The following is a 16,956-nucleotide window of genomic DNA, read 5'->3' on the forward strand; positions in this document are numbered from 1 at the left end:
CGGTAGCTCGTACACCGTGAGTGCTCAGATCAGGATCGTCAGCAGCTCGCCTTCCGGTGCGGAGTGGAGCGGTATCGCGGCGAACGTACGGGGAACGACCTCGCTGGACTACTACGTCCTGCGCGTGTCGACCGCCGGTGGGGCCCGCACGGGGCAGTGGCAGCTGCTGAAGATGGCGGCCAGCACCACACCGACCGTGCTGGCCCAGGGAAACATGAACGCGCCCTACGGCTCATCTCTCGAACTGAACCTCGGTCGCACCGGGACCCGTTTCACCGTCTCGGTGCGCAACAGCGACTCCGGGACGACCCTCGTCGACACGTCGTACACGCTGCCCACCACCGACCCGACCCGTGTGGGCGGCTCCGCCGGCCTCTACTCGAACACGGGCAACCTGCGCGCGAAGTCGTTCTCACTCACGACTTCCACCCCGGCCATCTCACCTACGGCCACGCGCTCCGATGACTTCGAACGCGTCAACGGCTCCCTCGGGGCGGACTGGGTCTCCGACCGGGGAACGTGGTCGATCGCATCCGGTGAAGCTCTCTCCGCTGCCACCCCGACGAACGCTGTCGCCACCTACCGTCCGCTTCAGCTCGGTAGCTCGTACAACGTGAGTGCTCACATCAGGATCGTCAGCAGCTCGCCTTCCGGCGCGGAATGGAGCGGTATCGCGGCGAACGTACGGGGAACGACCTCGCTGGACTACTACGTCCTGCGCGTGACGACCGCCGGTGGGGCCCGCACGGGGCAGTGGCAGCTGCTGAAGATGGCGACCAGCACCACACCGACCGTGCTGGCCCAGGGAAACATGAACGCGCCCTACGGCTCATCTCTCGAACTGAACCTCGGTCGCGACGGGACCCGTTTCACCGTCTCGGTGCGCAACAGCGACTCCGGGACGACCCTCGTCGACACGTCCTACACGCTGCCCACCACCGACCCGACCCGTGTGGGCGGCTCCGCCGGCCTCTACTCGAACACGGGCAACCTGCGCGCGAAGTCGTTCTCCCTCACGACTTCCACCCCGGCCATCTCACCTCCGGGAACGCTCGATTGCACGGTGGACAAGGGCTCCTACGACTTCCCCGATGCCCAGCAGCAGGTGCTCCAGACGATCCCGGTGGACGAGACGTGGGCCGGCATGCCGGTGACGCAACGGGTACTGACACACAATGACGATCAGTACGTGGCCTACTACGACGGCGCACGCCGGATGACGATCGCGCACCGCAGCCTCTCGGACAACAGCTGGACCACAAAGGTGCTCCCCTCGACGTTGGGCTGGGACAGCCACAACTACATCTCGCTGGGACTGGACCGTGACGGCAACCTCCATGTGTCCGGCAACATGCACAACGCGGCGCTGGTGTACTTCCGCACCACCGTGCCCGGCGACGTGACGTCGCTGACCCGAGTGACCACGATGATCGATGCGTCGACCGAGAACTCGGTGACCTATCCCGAGTTCGTCAACCGCCAGGACGGCAGTCTCGTCTTCAGCCATCGCAATGGTGGGTCAGGTGACGGCGTGACCTACTTCAACGTGTATAACGAGGCCTCCTCCACCTGGTCGCGGCTGGTCGACGAGCCGCTCTTCGACGGCAACGGATCCGCCGACAATCCGAGCGGGACGTGGAACGCCTACTTCGAAAACCCCACCCTCGGACCAGACGGATGGTTCCACATGATCTGGGTCTGGCGTGACACTCCCGACGCCGCGACCAACAGTCGGCTGAGCTACGCCAAGAGCAGGAACCTCGTCGATTGGTTCGACAGTGCCGGCAATGCGCTGACGACCCCGTTCCGGTACGGCGAGGCGGATGTGATCGACCCGGTGCCGGACGGCGGCGGTCTGCTCAACGGCAACTCGAAGCTCGGCTTCGACGCCGAGGGCACTCCGATCATCAGCTATCACAAGTACGACGGTGACGGGAACTCCCAGATCTACGTCGCGCGCCCCGACGGATCAGGCGCGTGGGACATCAACCAAATCAGCGACTGGAAGGGCCGCTGGAGTTTCGGCGGTGGCGGCAGCCTCGCCTTCACGGTGTCCATGCTCGGCTCCGAGGTGATGGAGGATGGCAACATCCGCGTCGACTTCACTTGCTCGGGTGAACCGCGGAGCATCGTCATCGACGGTGGCCTGCACCCCGTGGCGGAGGCCGCGACCCCGGAGTTGCCCGCCGAGATCACGGATGTGCGCGGCACCTACCCGGGCCTGGCGGTGCGACTGCAGACCGACCTGGCCGGCCGCAACGACACCGGCACCTACTATCTCCGCTGGGAATCCCTGCCAGCAAACCAGGACAGTCCGCGCACGGACTGGCCTGAGGAGGGAAGCGCGCTGGAGGTGGTGCTCCTGGGCCCGCCGTCCGCGCAGTAGAAGACGGCTGCTCTCCGCAGCGCCGGTTCTGCGGGGCGAGCTCAGGCGAACCCGTCCCGCTGAGCGGCAGCAACAGCACACACACGTCTGCGGCCTTCGTACCGGTCCCCTGTGTTTCCAGACCTGGAACACAGGATCAGGGCGAAGGCCGCCGTGCACTGCGGGGACCAGGCAGACGCAGCGATAGACCGGTTCAGAACGAGGCAGCTGTCGGTGCAGGGGGCCACATTGGAATGGAGGCCTCGCCGAACGTGGGCCTTGCCCCTTGATCACCCCCCCGTGGTGATCACTTCCAGCACCACCGCGCTCAAGCAGGCGTCCACCTTCACGGCCGTCGCCGGACTGGCCGACGCGGGCGGCTACTCGTTCCGCGACAGCTCCGGCAACTACCTTCGCCACTACGACTACCGAGCCCGCTTCGGCGCCAACGACGGTACGTCGACCTTCGCGAAGGACGCCACGTTCATCGCCCGGACGGGCACGGCGTCGGGCTCGGTCCGCTTCGAGTCGTACAACTACCCGGGCTACTTCCTGCGCCACTACAACTAACAGCTGCGCGTGGACGTGACGGACGGCACGGGCAACTTCCGCCAGGACAGCTCGTCGTGCCGGTGACCGGCTGGGCCTGAGCAGCGCCCTTGCCGGCCCGGGCAGTCGCGCCGGCGGTCGGGGAGTTTCCGTCAGACGCTGTTTCCGGGAAGACGGATTTCCGCACCCCCTGGACGAAGCGCTGTACCACCCGGAAGACCTGCGGCCCTGACCGAAGGCTTTCACCGGACCGTCCCGGTGACCGCCCGGTATGGGTCACCTCCCCTGTACCTCGCCTGTATCTCCCCTATGCGCGCCCCAAATGCCGCATGGCCAGGGCCAGTTGCAGTCTGAGTCGGCCCTGCGGGGTACGGATGGGCCACCCGAGCAGCGCCTCGGCGTGGCCCAACCGGTCCTGGAGCGTGGAGTGGTGGACGTTGACCTCGACGGCGGCTGCCCGCAGGCTCGCCGTCGAGGCGACCGCGTGCAACGTCGTCAGCATCCAGGGCGCGTCCGCGACCGCCGCATCCAGCGCCCGCACATCGGGCGGCGGATCGGCCCCCGGCACGACAAGCTCGGCGAGCAGCCCGATACCGCCGAGCTCATCGGCGTACACGACCCGGGGGCCGGGAGCGTTCGGGGTGCCGTCGGCGGTGAAACGAAGCGCGGTCCGGGCGGCGGCCCAGGAGCCCGGCAGTTCGAGCAGGGGCACGGCCGGGCCGACACCGACCCGGCCCGGTGGGAGGGCGGTGCCGGCGGATCCGGCGTCGAGGTGCGCCGGTCCCGGGTCCGCGGTGGCGGATCCGGCGTGGGTCGGTGCGGTGCCCCGGGCCGGTACCGGTGCCGGCCCGGGGGTGGACGGCCGGGCGTGCGGGTGGATCGGCCCGCGCCGGGCGGAGGCGTTCACGATGCGGGGCGGGCCGTCGAACGGCGCGGCCACGCGGGCCCGGGTGGCCGGGTCCAGGCCCAGCTGCCGGGCCGCGTGCAGCCGTACCTGCTCGGGTGCGGTGGCGTCGAGGAGGGTTTCCACGAGCGCCGGGTCGTCGGCGTGGGCCGTCGGTGCGCGGCCACGGGTGCGGTCGAGGACGACGCGGATGGCAGCCGCCGCCCGTTCGAGGATCACCGAGTCGACGACGCTGGGCGCCCCCGCCCGCTCCAGCCACAGCGCCGGGGCACCGTCCGGCGACAGCGCGGCGGACGGCCACGCGGGGTCGGGAGGCTGGTCCGTGTCCCGGCGGTGCCCGTCGGTCTCGACCCGCAGACGTACCCGCCGCCCGGCGTCGGCGAGCCGCGCCGGACACCCTGCGAGCACGGCGACCCCGCGCACCATCGCCTCAAGACCGGCCCGGTGCTCGGCCAGCCGGTCGAAGTAGGCGATGACCCGGACGGCGGCGCCGGCATCCGGATCCAGTGCGGTCAGCCGCCCCGCCAGCTCTTTCATGGCCCCATGGTGCGCCATGGGGCCACGTTTCGTGGAGTGTGTGCGCTCACAGGTCGCGCGGGGGAGTGCGGCACGGGCCGCCTCCCCCGCGCGACCGCCGCGTACGCGCCCCTGAAGGGGCGCGGGGAACTGCGCGACCAACCCCCTCCGCAACCCGCGGCGAAAGAAACCGCCTCCCCCACCACGCGTTGGCAGGCGGGTGCGCGGTGGCAGCCGCGCGTCAGCCGCACCCCCCCCGGGTACCCGGCCCCGTCACTCTGCGAGGAGCCTGCGCAGCCACGCCACCTGGGCCGCCTGGCATGCCTGGGAGAGGACCGCCTGCGGGGCGAAGCTTTCGAAGCCGTGGAAGCCGCCCGGCCACACGTGCAGTTCGGCGGCACCGCCGGCCTGCCACAGGCGGGTGGCGTAGGCGACGACCTCGTCGCGGAACGTCTCGGCCGAGCCGACATCGAGGAAGGCCGGGGGCAGCCCGGACAGGTCCTCCGCGCGAGCCGGGGCGGCGTACGGGGAGACGTCCGGGCCGCCGCGCCGCTCACCCAGCAGCGCGGTCCAGCCGGTGTCGTTTGCCGTGCGGTCCCACGCGCCGAGGCCCTCCATCTGGTACACGGAGGGGGTGTCGTTGCGGTCGTCGAGCATCGGGCACATCAGCATCTGGCCGACGGGGCGCGGACCCTTGCGGTCCCTGAGGAGCAGGGCCAGCGCGGCCGTCAGGCCACCGCCCGCGCTGGCCCCCGTGATGACGATCCGCTCGGCGTCGGCGCCGATCTCCTCGGCGTGGTCGGCGATCCACAGCAGCCCGGCGTACACGTCGTCGATGGGCGCCGGGTACGGGTTCTCCGGTGCCAGGCGGTACTCGACGGACACCACGACCGCGCCCAGCTCATTGGCCCAGCGCAACGGGGCGTCCACGCCGACGCGGTTGTTGCCGAGCACCATGCCGCCGCCGTGGACGTGGTAGATCACGGGCAGCGGACCGTCCGTCGCCGGATCGACCGGCCGGCAGATCAGCAGCGAGATGTCGGGCGCGTTCTCGGGACCCGGCACGACCCGGTCCTCGACCTCGAACGCCCCGCCCAAGGTCAGGTCCATGTCCGCCCACATCTCTATACCGGGACCGTTACGGGTGGCTTCGATCTCGTCCATGGTCAGCTGGGTCAGCAACGTGTCCTTGATCATCTCCAGGGCGGCGGCGAGTTCCGGGTCGAACGGGGGCGGCGTGAGCGTCATTGCCTGTGCTCCTCATGCTGCGTGTGGCGGATCGTACGGTGATGATCCGCGCGTCCGCAGGTTCCGGCCCGCCGCCGTACGGCGGGACTTGCCCGCCGTTTGGCGGGTAGCGCGGATGAAAGTGGTCATCTCGGGAGACAAGGAGGCCGTTTTGCTCGTCTAAACCTCGATCTTGCATGACGGTCCGTCGGTTTCTCCGGCGGGCCGTTTCTCTGTTGTGGGTTGGTCGTGGGCAGGTTGATGGCCCAGCTGTCGCGTCGGGGGGCGCCGGGTTCCACTGCTCCGGTGGGGTGATGCTGTCCGCAGGGATTCGAGGGTGCTGGTCAGCCGGGGTTCGGCAGGGCTTGGAGCCGGTCGGCCGCTGCGGTGATCACGTCGGTCCAGGGCCAGTGCGCCGCGAGGCGGAGGTAGCGCCGGCGGCCGGTGGTGACGAGTTGCGCGGCGGCTGAGAACAGGCGGAAGCGAAGCTTCTTGGGTTCCCAGCGGCGGGGCCTGCCGGTCAGGGCGAGCATCGGCATCCAGGCCAGCAGGTCCAGGGCGAGCTGGACGATCTCTAGCCAGATCTGGTTCTGGGCGAGGCCGTGGAAGGGAAGGTTACGCAGGCCGGTGGAGCGGGCGTCCCGGATGCGGTCCTCGCAGCGGGCGCGCTGGCGGTGGCGCAGTTCGAGCCCGGCGATGGCAGCACCGGGCGTGTTGGTGGCGAAGCAGGTCAGGCGCATACCGTCGGCGTCGGTGAAACGCAGTTGGGCTCCGGGGTGCGGGCGCTCCTTGCGGACGATCAGCCGTATCCCCTGCGGCCACCCCTTCAGGCAGTCCCCGCCGATCTCGGCCACCCAGGCGCCGTCGCGGACCTCGCCGCCGGGCTCGACGGCCGGGGTCCAGGCCGATGCCGGGACCTTCAGCACGGTCTGGTGAATGGTGTCGGTGATGGTCATGCCGACCGAGTACGACAGCCACCGGCCCCGCGCTGCTAGCCAGTTGACGAACTCGTGGGTGCCGCCGCCGGAGTCGGTGCGGATCAGGGTGCGGCGCCCGCGCCGGAAACGCTTCGGGAGTTGGGACAGGGCCAGCTGGGTGGCGCTGATGTGGTCGGCGGCGGTGTTGCTGCCCGCGTTCCCCGCTCTGAGCAGGCCCGCGACCGGCTCACCGGCGCCGCCCGCCCCGTGGTCGACGAACGCGAACAACGGATGATGGCCGAACGTCTTTTTCCAGGTCTTGGCGGCGTCCTGCTTCTCGGAGTGCGCCAGCACCAGCACGCCGTCGATGTCCACGATGACCTCGCCGCCAGCGTCCGGAGCCGCCTCGCCGGCCAGCCGCCAGACCCGCTCGCGGACTTCGGCCCGTGCCCGACGGACCGCCACGAGCGCACGGGGCCCGGTCGAGGCCAGGGTGTCGACCAGGCGGGAGACTGTCGGGTCGGAGGCCACCGGCCCGAACACGGCGGGCTCGGCCCGCAGCATCGCGACATCGGCCAGGCAGTCCCCGCCCAGGGCCACGGTAAGCGCGAGGTCCAGCAGAATCTTGCCGGGATCATGGACCGCACGCGCCTTACACCACGGCGCCAGCGCCGCCGATATCGCCGCATCCAGCCCCGCCTTGCGGGCGGTCTCGACCAGCAGCACGGCGCCGGACTGCGAGACCACCCCGCCACCGCCCTCGACGCGGACACGCGGGTACGACCCGCCACGCTTACTCACCTGGAAAGTTCCTCCGGCCGGAGCGGGAACAGGGACCTAGGCAATCCTCATTCTCGCTGGTCAGAGGCTCTTTCTGCATTATGGCCACCCGTCGTCGACATGATGCTGGGTGAGCGCGTCCAGCGATGTCTCCGCCACATGCGCAGTGATGCTCATCGCTGTGATGCGTCGCCGTCGCGGATCGGGACGGCGACGGAGCGGATACCCGCGGGAGCTCTTCGTCCGCGACTGCCCATCCGCGCCCTCAGTTCGGTGTCGAGCTCATCGACGCCGAGCCGCCAGAGGGGGACGCCGGACCTGCTGGGCTCGGCAAGGACGTCGCAATACGCTGGTGCGTGAGGAAAGACCCCGATCGGCCCGCACAGGCATGCCGCCCGGACCGTGTCGTTGGATCCTGTTAACCCGGCAGCCAAGGATCAGAAGCAGGACCGGCCAGGCTCATTCTCCCCAGGCGGTCACCAAGAGCGCGATGTACAACCGCAGCTCGCACCCTCAGGTCCCGAAAAAAGACGCTGCTATCGTGAGGTGGGGTAGCCCAGCTTCGAGAGGGATCCGCTGATGCAGCCATCCCACACCCGAGTCTTGGTCGAGGCGGCCTACGCAGCCGGAGCCGGTGACCGGCGCGAGGCCGCGATGACGGTGCTGAGGCTGCTTGAGCCGGTGACCCATCACGACGCCAGCGCCCTCATGCTCTGGGACCCGATGGCCCGTGCGCACCGCGCACTCGCTGTGGTCACCTACGGTGATGAAACGGTTGCCGCACTGGGTGACCGCTATGCGGCGAGCGCCGAGAACCGGCCGGTCCGGGAGCGGCACCTGCCGTTGCGGATCGACGACATGCCGGGCGATTACCGACGGTCCCCGATGTACCGAGAGGTGCTCGGACCTGCCGGCTTCGCAGACGGCATGACCGCCTGTCTCTTCTCGGACAGCGGTGCGTACACGGGCATGCTGCATTTCTCCGCGGCGGCGCGCGGCGCGTTCCGGGACGACGCGGCCGAACTCCTCAAGGCCCTGGTGCCCGCGCTTGCTCAGATGTGCGACGTGGCTCGACGGCAGACCACCGGATGCGCCATACCGCCGGGAGCGAACGCCACTCTGATCGACCACACCGGCCGTGCTTGGGCCGTCGAGTCGTGCGCCCCGGCGCTCGCGCCCACGCAGCCCGAGTTCACCGGCTTTCTGCGTCGCTTCATGGCCTCGGCGCAGGTCGCCGCCACTGGGCTGCAGGCGTCGAGTGAAGGGTGGCTCTCGCTGCAGGTCCTGAAGGTGGCCGATCCGCTGGGACGGCCAGAGCCGGCTGTACTGGTGCAGGAGCTTCCGACGGCCGGCTTGCCCTATTCACTCGCGCCGCGCGAGTACGACATCCTGAACGGGATGGCGGCAGGGTTCTCGAACCAGCAGCTGGCGTCGCAGCGAGACGTCTCCTTGCGCACGGTGACCACGCACGTGGAGCGGATCCTCCACAAGATGGGGCAGCCTTCGCGAGCTGGCGCGGTGGCGTCGGCGCTGCGCGAGGGGATTCTCAGCTTGGACCGCTGACCGCCGCTGTCGGTAGGAATGCGTATTGAGCCACAAGGTGGCCTAGCACCATATTCGAGGTGAAGAGAAGCCCGCGCTGAAGGCGGTCCCCACCCGCCGAGCCGGCTGTTGCCGACCCCGCGTCTTCCCCTGCTGTCGCCGCTCACGGTGCCGACAGCCGACCGGGGCTCGTTCATCCCTCAGGAGGCCCGGCCATGAACGTTCCAGAAGCTCCTCAAACAGTGCCCGAAAGACCCGGCGGCACAGATGACGACCGCGACCGGCTGCACGAGCTCGGTTACGAGCAGGAGCTCGCCCGTACGCTCAGCCTGGCCGACGTCGTCATCTACGGCCTGATCTACATGGTGCCGCTCGCCCCCGTCGCGGTGTTCGGCATCGTCTATAACATGTCCGCCGGCGCCGTCGCCGCGGTCTACGTGGTGGCTGCGATCGCGATGCTGTTCAGTGCCATCAGCTACAAGGAGATGGCGGTCCGGTTCCCGGTAGCCGGCTCGGTCTACAGCTACGTGCGGATGGGCAGCAACCGCTTCCTCGGGTTCGTCTCCGGGTGGGCCATCCTGCTCGACTACCTGCTGTTGCCCGCGCTGCTGTGTGTCTTCGCGGCCAGCGCGATGACCGGAGTGGTCTCCTGGGTGCCCGCCTGGATCTGGGTGGTGATCTTCGTCGCCGCGACCGCCCTGATCAACATCATGGGCATCAGCGTCACCGCGACGATGAACAAGATCTTCCTCTACATCCAGCTGGCCGTTCTGGCCGTGTTCTTGGTCTGGGCAGCCGTGCTCATCCTCCAGGGCCAGGCACACCTGTCGCTCAACCCGTTCATCCCCGCGGACGGCGGCTCCTGGTCCCTGGTCCTCGGTGCGGTCCCCGTCGCCGCGCTCAGCTACATCGGCTTCGACGCGATCTCGACACTGAACGAGGAGGCGGAAGGCGGCGGCCGTACGGTCTCAAAGGCCACCATGATCGTCCTCTACCAGGTGACCGCGCTGTTCGTCGCGCAGGTCTTCGTGGCGGGCATCCTGGTCCCGACCGGGACGAAGTTCGCCGACGGCGACCCGGTCAACAACGCCTTCTACAACGTGGTCGGCACGGCCATGTCGGGCTGGTTCAAGACGGTCCTCCTGCTGACCGCCGCCCTGATCGCGATCTTCGCCAACACCATCGCCTCCAACGCCACCTCCGCCCGCCTGGTCTTCAGCATGGCCCGCGACGGGCAGCTGCCGAAGTTCCTGTCGCGGGTCAGCCACAAGCACCAGGTCCCCCTCAACGCGATGATCTTCATCGCGCTCCTGTCGGTGGGAGTCGGCATCCTCGGCGTGGAGCAGTCGGGACTGCTGACCACCCTGGTGACCTTCGGCGCGATCACCGCCTACGTCCTCCTCCACGTCAGCGTCTTCACCCACTTCGTCGTCCGAGGCGGAAGCCGCCGCATTTTCGTCCACTGGGTCTCCCCGATCCTCGGCGCCGCGCTCCTCCTGGTCGCGCTGTGGAACGCGGACCCCAACGCCAAGATCGTCGGCTCGTGCTGGCTCGTCATCGGCCTCGGCGTGGCGGCGTACTTCAAGCTCACCGGCCGTTCGCTCGGCGACTCCGACGCCTGACCGCTCCCGCTCACCGCCGGGCAGCACTCGGCATCGGCCCGAGACGCCGTCACCTTGAGGCGCAGGCCAGCCCCAGTCGCGGCCCGGCGGTCGCGAGTCCCCTCACACAGGAAAGGCACCCTCCCGTGAGCCCATCGTCCTTGTCCCACCGCACCGCGAAGGTGTCCCAGCAGCAGGAGGTGAACTGATGCGCACCGGTGCAGACCGCTCGGCAGAGCTGCTCGAAGTGTTCCGTCTGCGCAGCGAAGAGCGCCTGCGCAAGGAGTGCACCCATGAGGTCGCCGCCGCCCATGACGCGGCTCCGTTGGGACCGCACGACGACCGCACGCAACGCGTGCTGCGGGCGTTGCGCAGCCTGCCCGTCTCGGGCAAGCACATCATCTTCTCCGAAGGCCCCGACGGCCCCTGGCGCGTGTCGAAGATCGCCTTGGGCATGCCGGGCAATCTGCTCCTGACCGAACAGTCCTTCGGGAACTACGAAGACGCCATGCGGTACATCTTCACCGCGCGTGCCGCGACACTGCAGCAGAACTAGAAAGAAACGAGAAGGTCATGGCACTCGCGAGCGGCCGCACGACGACCCAGAACGTCTTCGGCTACACCGATCGCTTCGCCGCCCGCCCTGGCGAGCAACTGTCATTCCACATCAGCTGTGAAGGCCCGCTGGCCTACGACGCCGCCCTAGTGCGCCTGAGGCACGGATACGACGGGCAGGCGGGGCCCGGCTTCCTGGAGACCGAGGTCCCCTCCACCATCGACGGCACGTACGCGGGGCAGTACTACGCCTGCCAGCCCGGCTCCTACGTCGAAGTCCCCGACCCAAAGGGCCTGCTGGCGACCCCTGACGCGCTGGTCATCGGCGCCGCCGTCTTCCCGACGCTGCCGCGCGACAACCGTTCAGGGAGCCTGGGCGCCTATCGGGTCAGCCAGAGCTCGGTCGGCTTCACCGGCGAGCGCCAGGCGGTCATGGGCACCTGGGACGCGGCGACCATGACTGGCTGGGCCCTGCTGCTCGACGAGGGCAAGCCGTCCTTCGTATGGAGCGAGGGCGGTCAGCGGCGGACCCTCACCCTGGAACAGGAGCTGACGGCACACCAGTGGTACCGGCTCGAGGTCGAACTGCCACGCTCGGCGGGGCAGATCACCCTGCGGCAGACCCCGCTGGACCACTGCGCGGACCGGGTGGCACCGGCCGCCGCAGCCGCCGTACCCGAGCAGGCGAACGCACCCGCCTCGGCGGCCTGGACGGCTTCCTCGATGCCGTTCCGTATCGGCGCGCTGGCTCGCGAGGACGGTGACCGGCTGCTCGCGGCAACCGCGTTCAACGGGAAGATCGGTGGCATCCGCGTCGAACGCGCCGCCGACGACGCCTCCAGGACGCGCGAGCCGGTTGCTGCCTGGCACTTCGGCCGCAGCGAACGCCCCGACGGGCTGCTGTTGTGGGATGTGGTCGACGAGGGCCCGCACATGCTGCACGGCCGCTGCGTCAACGCGCCCGTCCGGGGCGTCACCGGGCCCGAGTTCCAAGGTGTCGTGGAGGACTTCCGGCTCGCGCCGGACGAGTTCGACGCCATCCACTTCCACGACGACGACCTCGCTGACGCCCAGTGGCCTGCGGCGTTCACCTTCGAGGTGCCCGAGGACCTGCCCAGCGGCGTCTACGCGGTGCGGCTGCGGGCCGAGGGCATCGAGCAGCACGTGCCCTTCCTCGTCGGGCCTGGCCGCCGGCGCAAGGATGTCGCCATCTTGTTCCCCACGGCCACCTACCTGGCTTACGCCAACGACCGGATCGCCTTCGAGGCGGACGGTATGGAGATGCTCCTCGGGCACACGCCCATCGTCCACAAGGAAGACCTGGTCCTGCAGGACCACCCCGAGTTCGGCCGCTCCCTGTACGAAATCCACAATGACGGGTCCGGCGTGGTGTTCGGCAGCGTCCGCCGTCCGCTGATCAGCCTGCAGCCGCGGTACCGCGCCTCGTTCATGAGCGAAGGCCCCTGGGGCCTGCCTGCCGACCTGTCCCTGGTGCACTGGCTGGAGACTGCGGAGTGCGAGTTCGACGCCCTCAGCGACGAGGATCTCGACCGGGAAGGCTACGACTTGCTGCGCGACTACCGCGTTGTGATCACCGGAAGCCACCCCGAATACGTCACGCGGCGCGAGCTCGACGCCCTTGAGGAGTTCACCGCCAACGGCGGCCGGCTGATGTACCTGGGCGGCAACGGCTTCTTCGCGACGGTCTCCTACGACCCCGACGCCCCGCACCTGATGGAGCTGCGCCGGGCCGACGGCGGCACCCGCCCCCACCAGTCACCCTTCGCCGAACGCCGCCACACCACCTCGGGCGAGGCCAGCGGCCTGTGGCGCAACAAGGGCAAGGCCCCGCAGCGTCTGGTGGGAGTCGGCATGGCGGCCCAGGGCTTCGACCGCTGCACCTACTACGAGCGCCTTGCGGACAGCCGGGATCCGCGGGCGGCCTTCATCTTCGAAGGCGTCGGCGAGAACGAGCTCCTGGGCGACTTCGGCATCATCGGCGGCGGCGCGGCCGGCGCCGAGATCGACTGCTGGAACCCGGCGCTCGGCTCGCCACCCGGAACCCTGGTCCTGGCCACCTCCGGGCCCTTCTCCGACAACTACCTGCTGGTGACCGAGGAGATCTTCGAAATGCTCCCGGGGATGGGCGGAACCGAACAGCCGGCAGTCCGCTCGGACATGGTCTACTGCGCGCTGGAAGGCGGCGGCGGATTCTTCTCGGTCGGCTCCATCGCCTGGACCGGATCGCTTTCCCACAACGGGTACGACAACAACATCGCCAAGATCACAGGCAACGTAATGCGGCGCTTCCGCGACGAGAAGCCACTGGAGTAGCCCGCCCCTGCTGCCGAAGGTGATGCGCTCCGCCAGCGGAGCGGATCACCTTCCGAAATCCGGCTGCGCATCCAGCACATGGAGCAGGGGCACAGGCCACTCCCTGCGGCGGCTTCCGCGCACCCGATACCCGGCACCGCTCTGGTGCTTGGCAGGAGTCGGGGCAAGTGGAAATTCACGGCCCTGGCAGCCGGTCAAAGTCGCCGCCGTGCTGGTGCTGCCGTCCTCATTCCCCGTCCATCTGGCCCAGCGGCTGTCGTCCGACGCCGCCCCCAGGCAGCCGAAGCCAAAGAAGCACGCGAGGAACCACCAATGTGCCGACTGGAGACCCAGTGACCACCCTTCTGCGCACGCTGCGAAACTACATCGGCGGCGAGTACCTGGCCGCCGCCGACGGGCAGACCATCGAGATCGTCAACCCGGTGACCGGCGAGTCCTACGCGACCTCGCCGCTGTCCGGCCGGGAGGACGTCGACGCCGCCATGGCCGCGGCCGCGGCCGCGTTCCCGGCGTGGCGCGACACCACCCCGGCCGAGCGACAGCGCCTGCTGCTGAAGATCGCGGACGCTTTCGAGGCGAGGGCCGGGGAACTCGTCGCCGTCGAGTCCGAGAACACCGGCAAGCCCCTGGGGCTGACGGCGAGCGAAGAGGTGCCACCGATGGTGGACCAGATCCGCTTCTTCGCCGGCGCCGCGCGCCTGCTGGAGGGCCGATCGGCCGGTGAGTACATGGACGGCATGACCTCCATCGTCAGGCGTGAGCCCGTCGGGGTCTGCGCGCAGGTCGCACCGTGGAACTACCCGATGCTGATGGCAGTCTGGAAGTTCGCCCCGGCGCTCGCCGCAGGCAACACGGTGGTCCTGAAGCCGTCGGACACCACCCCGGCCTCCACCCTGCTGATGGCCGCGATCATCGGGTCCATCCTGCCCAAGGGCGTCTTCAACGTCGTCTGCGGTGACCGCGACACCGGCAACCTGATGGTTGAACACCCCACACCGGCGATGGTCTCCATCACCGGCTCCGTACGAGCCGGCAGGCAAGTCGCCGAGTCCGCGGCCAGGGACGTCAAGCGCGTCCACCTGGAGCTGGGCGGCAAGGCGCCGGTCGTCGTATTCGCCGACGCCGACATCGCCCAGGCCGTCGAGGGCATCTCGGTGGCCGGCTTCTTCAACGCCGGTCAGGACTGCACGGCCGCGACCCGCGTCCTCGTGCAGGAGTCGGTTCACGACGAGTTCGTGACGGCGCTGGCGAGGGCCGCCACCGGCACAAAGACCGGCCGACCCGACGACCCGGACGTTCTGTACGGACCGCTCAACAACGCCAACCAGCTCACGCAGGTCTCCGGCTTCATCGAGCGTCTGCCCGCCCACGCCAAGATCGAGGCAGGCGGCCATCGCGTCGGCAACAAGGGCTACTTCTACGCCCCCACCGTCGTCTCCGGCCTCAAGCAGGACGACGAGATCATCCAAAACGAGGTGTTCGGCCCGGTCATCACCGTCCAGTCCTTCACGGACGAGAAGCAGGCCGTGGAGTGGGCCAACGGCGTGGACTACGCCCTGGCCTCGTCGGTGTGGACGAAGGACCACGCACGCGCGATGCGCATGTCCAAGAAGCTGGACTTCGGCTGCGTGTGGATCAACACCCACATCCCGCTGGTCGCCGAGATGCCCCACGGCGGCTTCAAACAATCCGGCTATGGCAAGGATCTGTCCGCGTACGGCTTCGAGGACTACACCCGTATCAAGCACGTCATGACGTCACTCGACGCGTGACGCCCGCGCCGACGCCGCCAGTGCCAAGCCGGATGGCCCAGCCGGGATCCCGACATCCGCCCGAAGTGAGGAAGGGATCCGCTACGGAGGAGTTCGAGAACCCCTCTGAACTGGAGCAACGTCCGGGGGGCCGGGTTCTCCTCGTCCATCCTGGACGCGTTCGGGACGCAAGGATAGGAACAGACCGATCTCCAGCCAGATCTGGTTCCGGGCGAAGTCGTGCAGGGGGAGGTTGCGCAGGCCGGTGTCGTGGGCGTTGCGGATGCGGTCCTTGCAGCGGGCACGCTGGCGGTGGCTCAGTTCGAGCCCGGCGATCGCCTTGCCGGGGGTGTTGGCAGCAAGCAGGTGATGCGCATGCCGTCGGCGTCGGTGAAGCGGAGTTGGGCGCCGGAGTGTGGACGTTCCTCGCGGACGATCAGGCGCATCCGCTTCGGCAACCCGTCAGGCAGTCCCGGCGAGTTCGGTGACCCAGGCGCCGTCGCGGATCTGGCAGTCCGGATCGACGGCGGGTGTCCAGGCCGATGTCACGATCTTCAGTACGGCGTGTTGGGTGGTGTCGGTGATGGTCCTGCCGGCCGAGTAGGACAGCCACCGGCCGCGTGCGGTGAGCCAGTCGAGGAACTCGTTGGTGCCGCCGCCGGAGTCGGTGCGGATCAGGGTGCGGTGCCCGCGCCGGTAGGTCTTGGGGAGGTGAGCCAGGGCCAGTTCGGTGGCGGTGATGCGGTCGGCGGCGGTGTTGCTGCCCCCCTTCCCCGCCCTGAGCGCAGACGACCGGCTCACCGGCACCGCCCGCCTCGTGGTCGGCGAAACCCCATGATCGGATGGTGGCCGAATGTCCGCTTCTAGGTCGCGGTGACATCCTGCTTGTCGGAGTGCGCGATCACCAGCACCCGTCCAGGTCCACGGTCACCTGTCCGCTCGCGGACCTGGGAGCGGCCCGGCGGATCGCGGTCAGCGCCCGCTTCCCGCCCGTGTCGATGAGGCGGGAGCCCGTCGGGTCGGAGGCCACCGGCCCGAACACCGCTGGCTCGGCCCGCAGCATTGCAGCGTCGGCCAGGCAGTCCCCACCCAGCGCGACCGCGAGCGCCACATCGAGCAGGATCTTGTCCGGATCATGCACCGCTCGCTGCTTGCGGCACGGCGTCAACGCCGCCGATATCGCCGTATCCAGGCCGCTTTTGCGGACCGTGTCCACCAACAACACGGCCCCGGCCTGCGAGATCGCTCCGCGGCCACCGTCCTCGACGCGGACGCGCGGGTAGGACCCGAGACTCTTCTTCACCTGAGGAGTGCGGCTTTCCTGACGACGGCATGACCTTAGACAAGTCGCATCGTCCCAGGTCAGAGGTACTACTCGTCTATTCGAACACTCACGGTCACGAAAGCGCGAGGTTAGCCAAACCGGCGATCGTCGCGACCATTGAGGAGTTCGCAGCGGCTGCGCTTGGCGGTGGAGCTGTGCGGATGCGGTGAACTTCCATGCCAACGCTCAACTGAGTTAGCTCTGTTGTGCCGCCCAGCGGCTGGCGACTCGTTCAAATCTTCAGGGGAAAAATGGCTCGCCCTCCTGCGCTCAAACTCGCCGAGGTCCTGGCGGAAATCCTAATGAGCCCGTCAGCGTTCTACCGCTTGCGCGCTCGCGGTCAAGCGCCCCGAATGATCAAACTTCCGAATGGTGAACTCCGCTGCCGCCGCGTCGATCTAGACGCGTGGTGGTAAGCGTGTGAGAGGGATACGCCTGAATGGCGATGAGTTACAGAGTTCGTTTTTGGGACACACGTGAGCGGCCCGACCGTCGCAAGGGGTTTGAGGTTCGATGGACGGTCAATGGGCGGGAGAAATCCGAGTCCTTTCTCACGAAGGGGCTTGCGGAGAGCCGACGTTCCAAACTCGT

Annotated in this window: 10 protein-coding genes and 2 pseudogenes; 8 read left to right on the forward strand and 4 right to left on the reverse strand. The window is 68.8% G+C overall.

From position 1 onward, the window contains the following. A partial coding sequence (locus G6048_RS26065) for a BNR repeat-containing protein (RefSeq protein ID WP_165342023.1) occupies nt 1-2,386 on the forward strand: 2,386 nt, incomplete at its 5' end. Nucleotides 2,387-2,662: 276 nt separating this feature from the next. Further along, nucleotides 2,663-3,015: pseudogene (locus G6048_RS26070) on the forward strand (AbfB domain-containing protein); the annotation flags it as partial. Between the two features lie 206 nt (nt 3,016-3,221). Here the strand turns inward: G6048_RS26070 and G6048_RS26075 are convergent. The 3 genes from G6048_RS26075 to G6048_RS26085 all read right to left on the reverse strand — a co-directional run bounded on the left by G6048_RS26075 (nt 3,222) and on the right by G6048_RS26085 (nt 7,279). Next, on the reverse strand, nt 3,222-4,355 hold the full coding sequence (locus G6048_RS26075; protein WP_165342024.1) for a helix-turn-helix domain-containing protein: 1,134 nt from the start codon (nt 4,353-4,355) through the stop codon (nt 3,222-3,224). A gap of 252 nt (nt 4,356-4,607) precedes the next feature. Beyond that, entirely contained in the window at nt 4,608-5,582 is a 975-nt protein-coding gene (locus tag G6048_RS26080) for an alpha/beta hydrolase (RefSeq protein ID WP_165342025.1), read from the reverse strand. Nucleotides 5,583-5,905: 323 nt separating this feature from the next. After that, nucleotides 5,906-7,279, reverse strand: coding sequence for an IS1380 family transposase (locus tag G6048_RS26085; protein ID WP_165342026.1), 1,374 nt, complete (start codon nt 7,277-7,279; stop codon nt 5,906-5,908). Between the two features lie 582 nt (nt 7,280-7,861). On the opposite strand from G6048_RS26085, the gene G6048_RS26090 reads away from it, so the two are divergent. The 5 genes from G6048_RS26090 to G6048_RS26110 all read left to right on the forward strand — a co-directional run bounded on the left by G6048_RS26090 (nt 7,862) and on the right by G6048_RS26110 (nt 15,062). Beyond that, on the forward strand, nt 7,862-8,821 hold the full coding sequence (locus G6048_RS26090) for a helix-turn-helix transcriptional regulator (RefSeq protein ID WP_165342027.1): 960 nt from the start codon (nt 7,862-7,864) through the stop codon (nt 8,819-8,821). Nucleotides 8,822-9,015: 194 nt separating this feature from the next. Then, nucleotides 9,016-10,422 (forward strand): APC family permease, encoded by a 1,407-nt coding sequence (locus tag G6048_RS26095; protein ID WP_206342145.1) that lies wholly within the window; start codon nt 9,016-9,018, stop codon nt 10,420-10,422. A 187-nt stretch (nt 10,423-10,609) separates the two neighbouring features. Beyond that, nucleotides 10,610-10,957: a hypothetical protein gene (locus tag G6048_RS26100; RefSeq protein WP_165342028.1), complete on the forward strand. Its 348-nt coding sequence runs from the start codon at nt 10,610-10,612 to the stop codon at nt 10,955-10,957. A 17-nt stretch (nt 10,958-10,974) separates the two neighbouring features. Beyond that, on the forward strand, nt 10,975-13,290 hold the full coding sequence (locus G6048_RS26105) for a N,N-dimethylformamidase beta subunit family domain-containing protein (RefSeq protein ID WP_165342029.1): 2,316 nt from the start codon (nt 10,975-10,977) through the stop codon (nt 13,288-13,290). A 332-nt stretch (nt 13,291-13,622) separates the two neighbouring features. Beyond that, nucleotides 13,623-15,062 (forward strand): gamma-aminobutyraldehyde dehydrogenase, encoded by a 1,440-nt coding sequence (locus tag G6048_RS26110; RefSeq protein ID WP_165342030.1) that lies wholly within the window; start codon nt 13,623-13,625, stop codon nt 15,060-15,062. Between the two features lie 186 nt (nt 15,063-15,248). Here the strand turns inward: G6048_RS26110 and G6048_RS26115 are convergent. Beyond that, nucleotides 15,249-16,344 (reverse strand): annotated as a pseudogene (locus G6048_RS26115) (IS1380 family transposase); the annotation flags it as partial. A gap of 272 nt (nt 16,345-16,616) precedes the next feature. Between G6048_RS26115 and G6048_RS49905 the strand changes: the two are divergent. After that, on the forward strand, nt 16,617-16,781 hold the full coding sequence (locus tag G6048_RS49905) for a helix-turn-helix transcriptional regulator (protein WP_235990311.1): 165 nt from the start codon (nt 16,617-16,619) through the stop codon (nt 16,779-16,781). Nucleotides 16,782-16,956 lie beyond the last annotated feature (175 nt).

Source organism: Streptomyces ureilyticus (assembly GCF_011045025.1).
GTDB classification, from domain to species: domain Bacteria; phylum Actinomycetota; class Actinomycetes; order Streptomycetales; family Streptomycetaceae; genus Streptomyces; species Streptomyces ureilyticus.

Bases quoted from the DNA above. Each gene is read 5' to 3' on its own strand.
- G6048_RS26100 (WP_165342028.1), top strand. From the start codon at position 10,610: ATGCGCACCGGTGCAGACCGCTCGGCAGAGCTGCTCGAAGTGTTCCGT.
- G6048_RS26105 (WP_165342029.1), top strand. From the start codon at position 10,975: ATGGCACTCGCGAGCGGCCGCACGACGACCCAGAACGTCTTCGGCTAC.
- G6048_RS26080 (WP_165342025.1), bottom strand. From the start codon at position 5,582: ATGACGCTCACGCCGCCCCCGTTCGACCCGGAACTCGCCGCCGCCCTG.
- G6048_RS26095 (WP_206342145.1), top strand. From the start codon at position 9,016: ATGAACGTTCCAGAAGCTCCTCAAACAGTGCCCGAAAGACCCGGCGGC.
- G6048_RS26075 (WP_165342024.1), bottom strand. From the start codon at position 4,355: ATGAAAGAGCTGGCGGGGCGGCTGACCGCACTGGATCCGGATGCCGGC.
- G6048_RS49905 (WP_235990311.1), top strand. From the start codon at position 16,617: ATGGCTCGCCCTCCTGCGCTCAAACTCGCCGAGGTCCTGGCGGAAATC.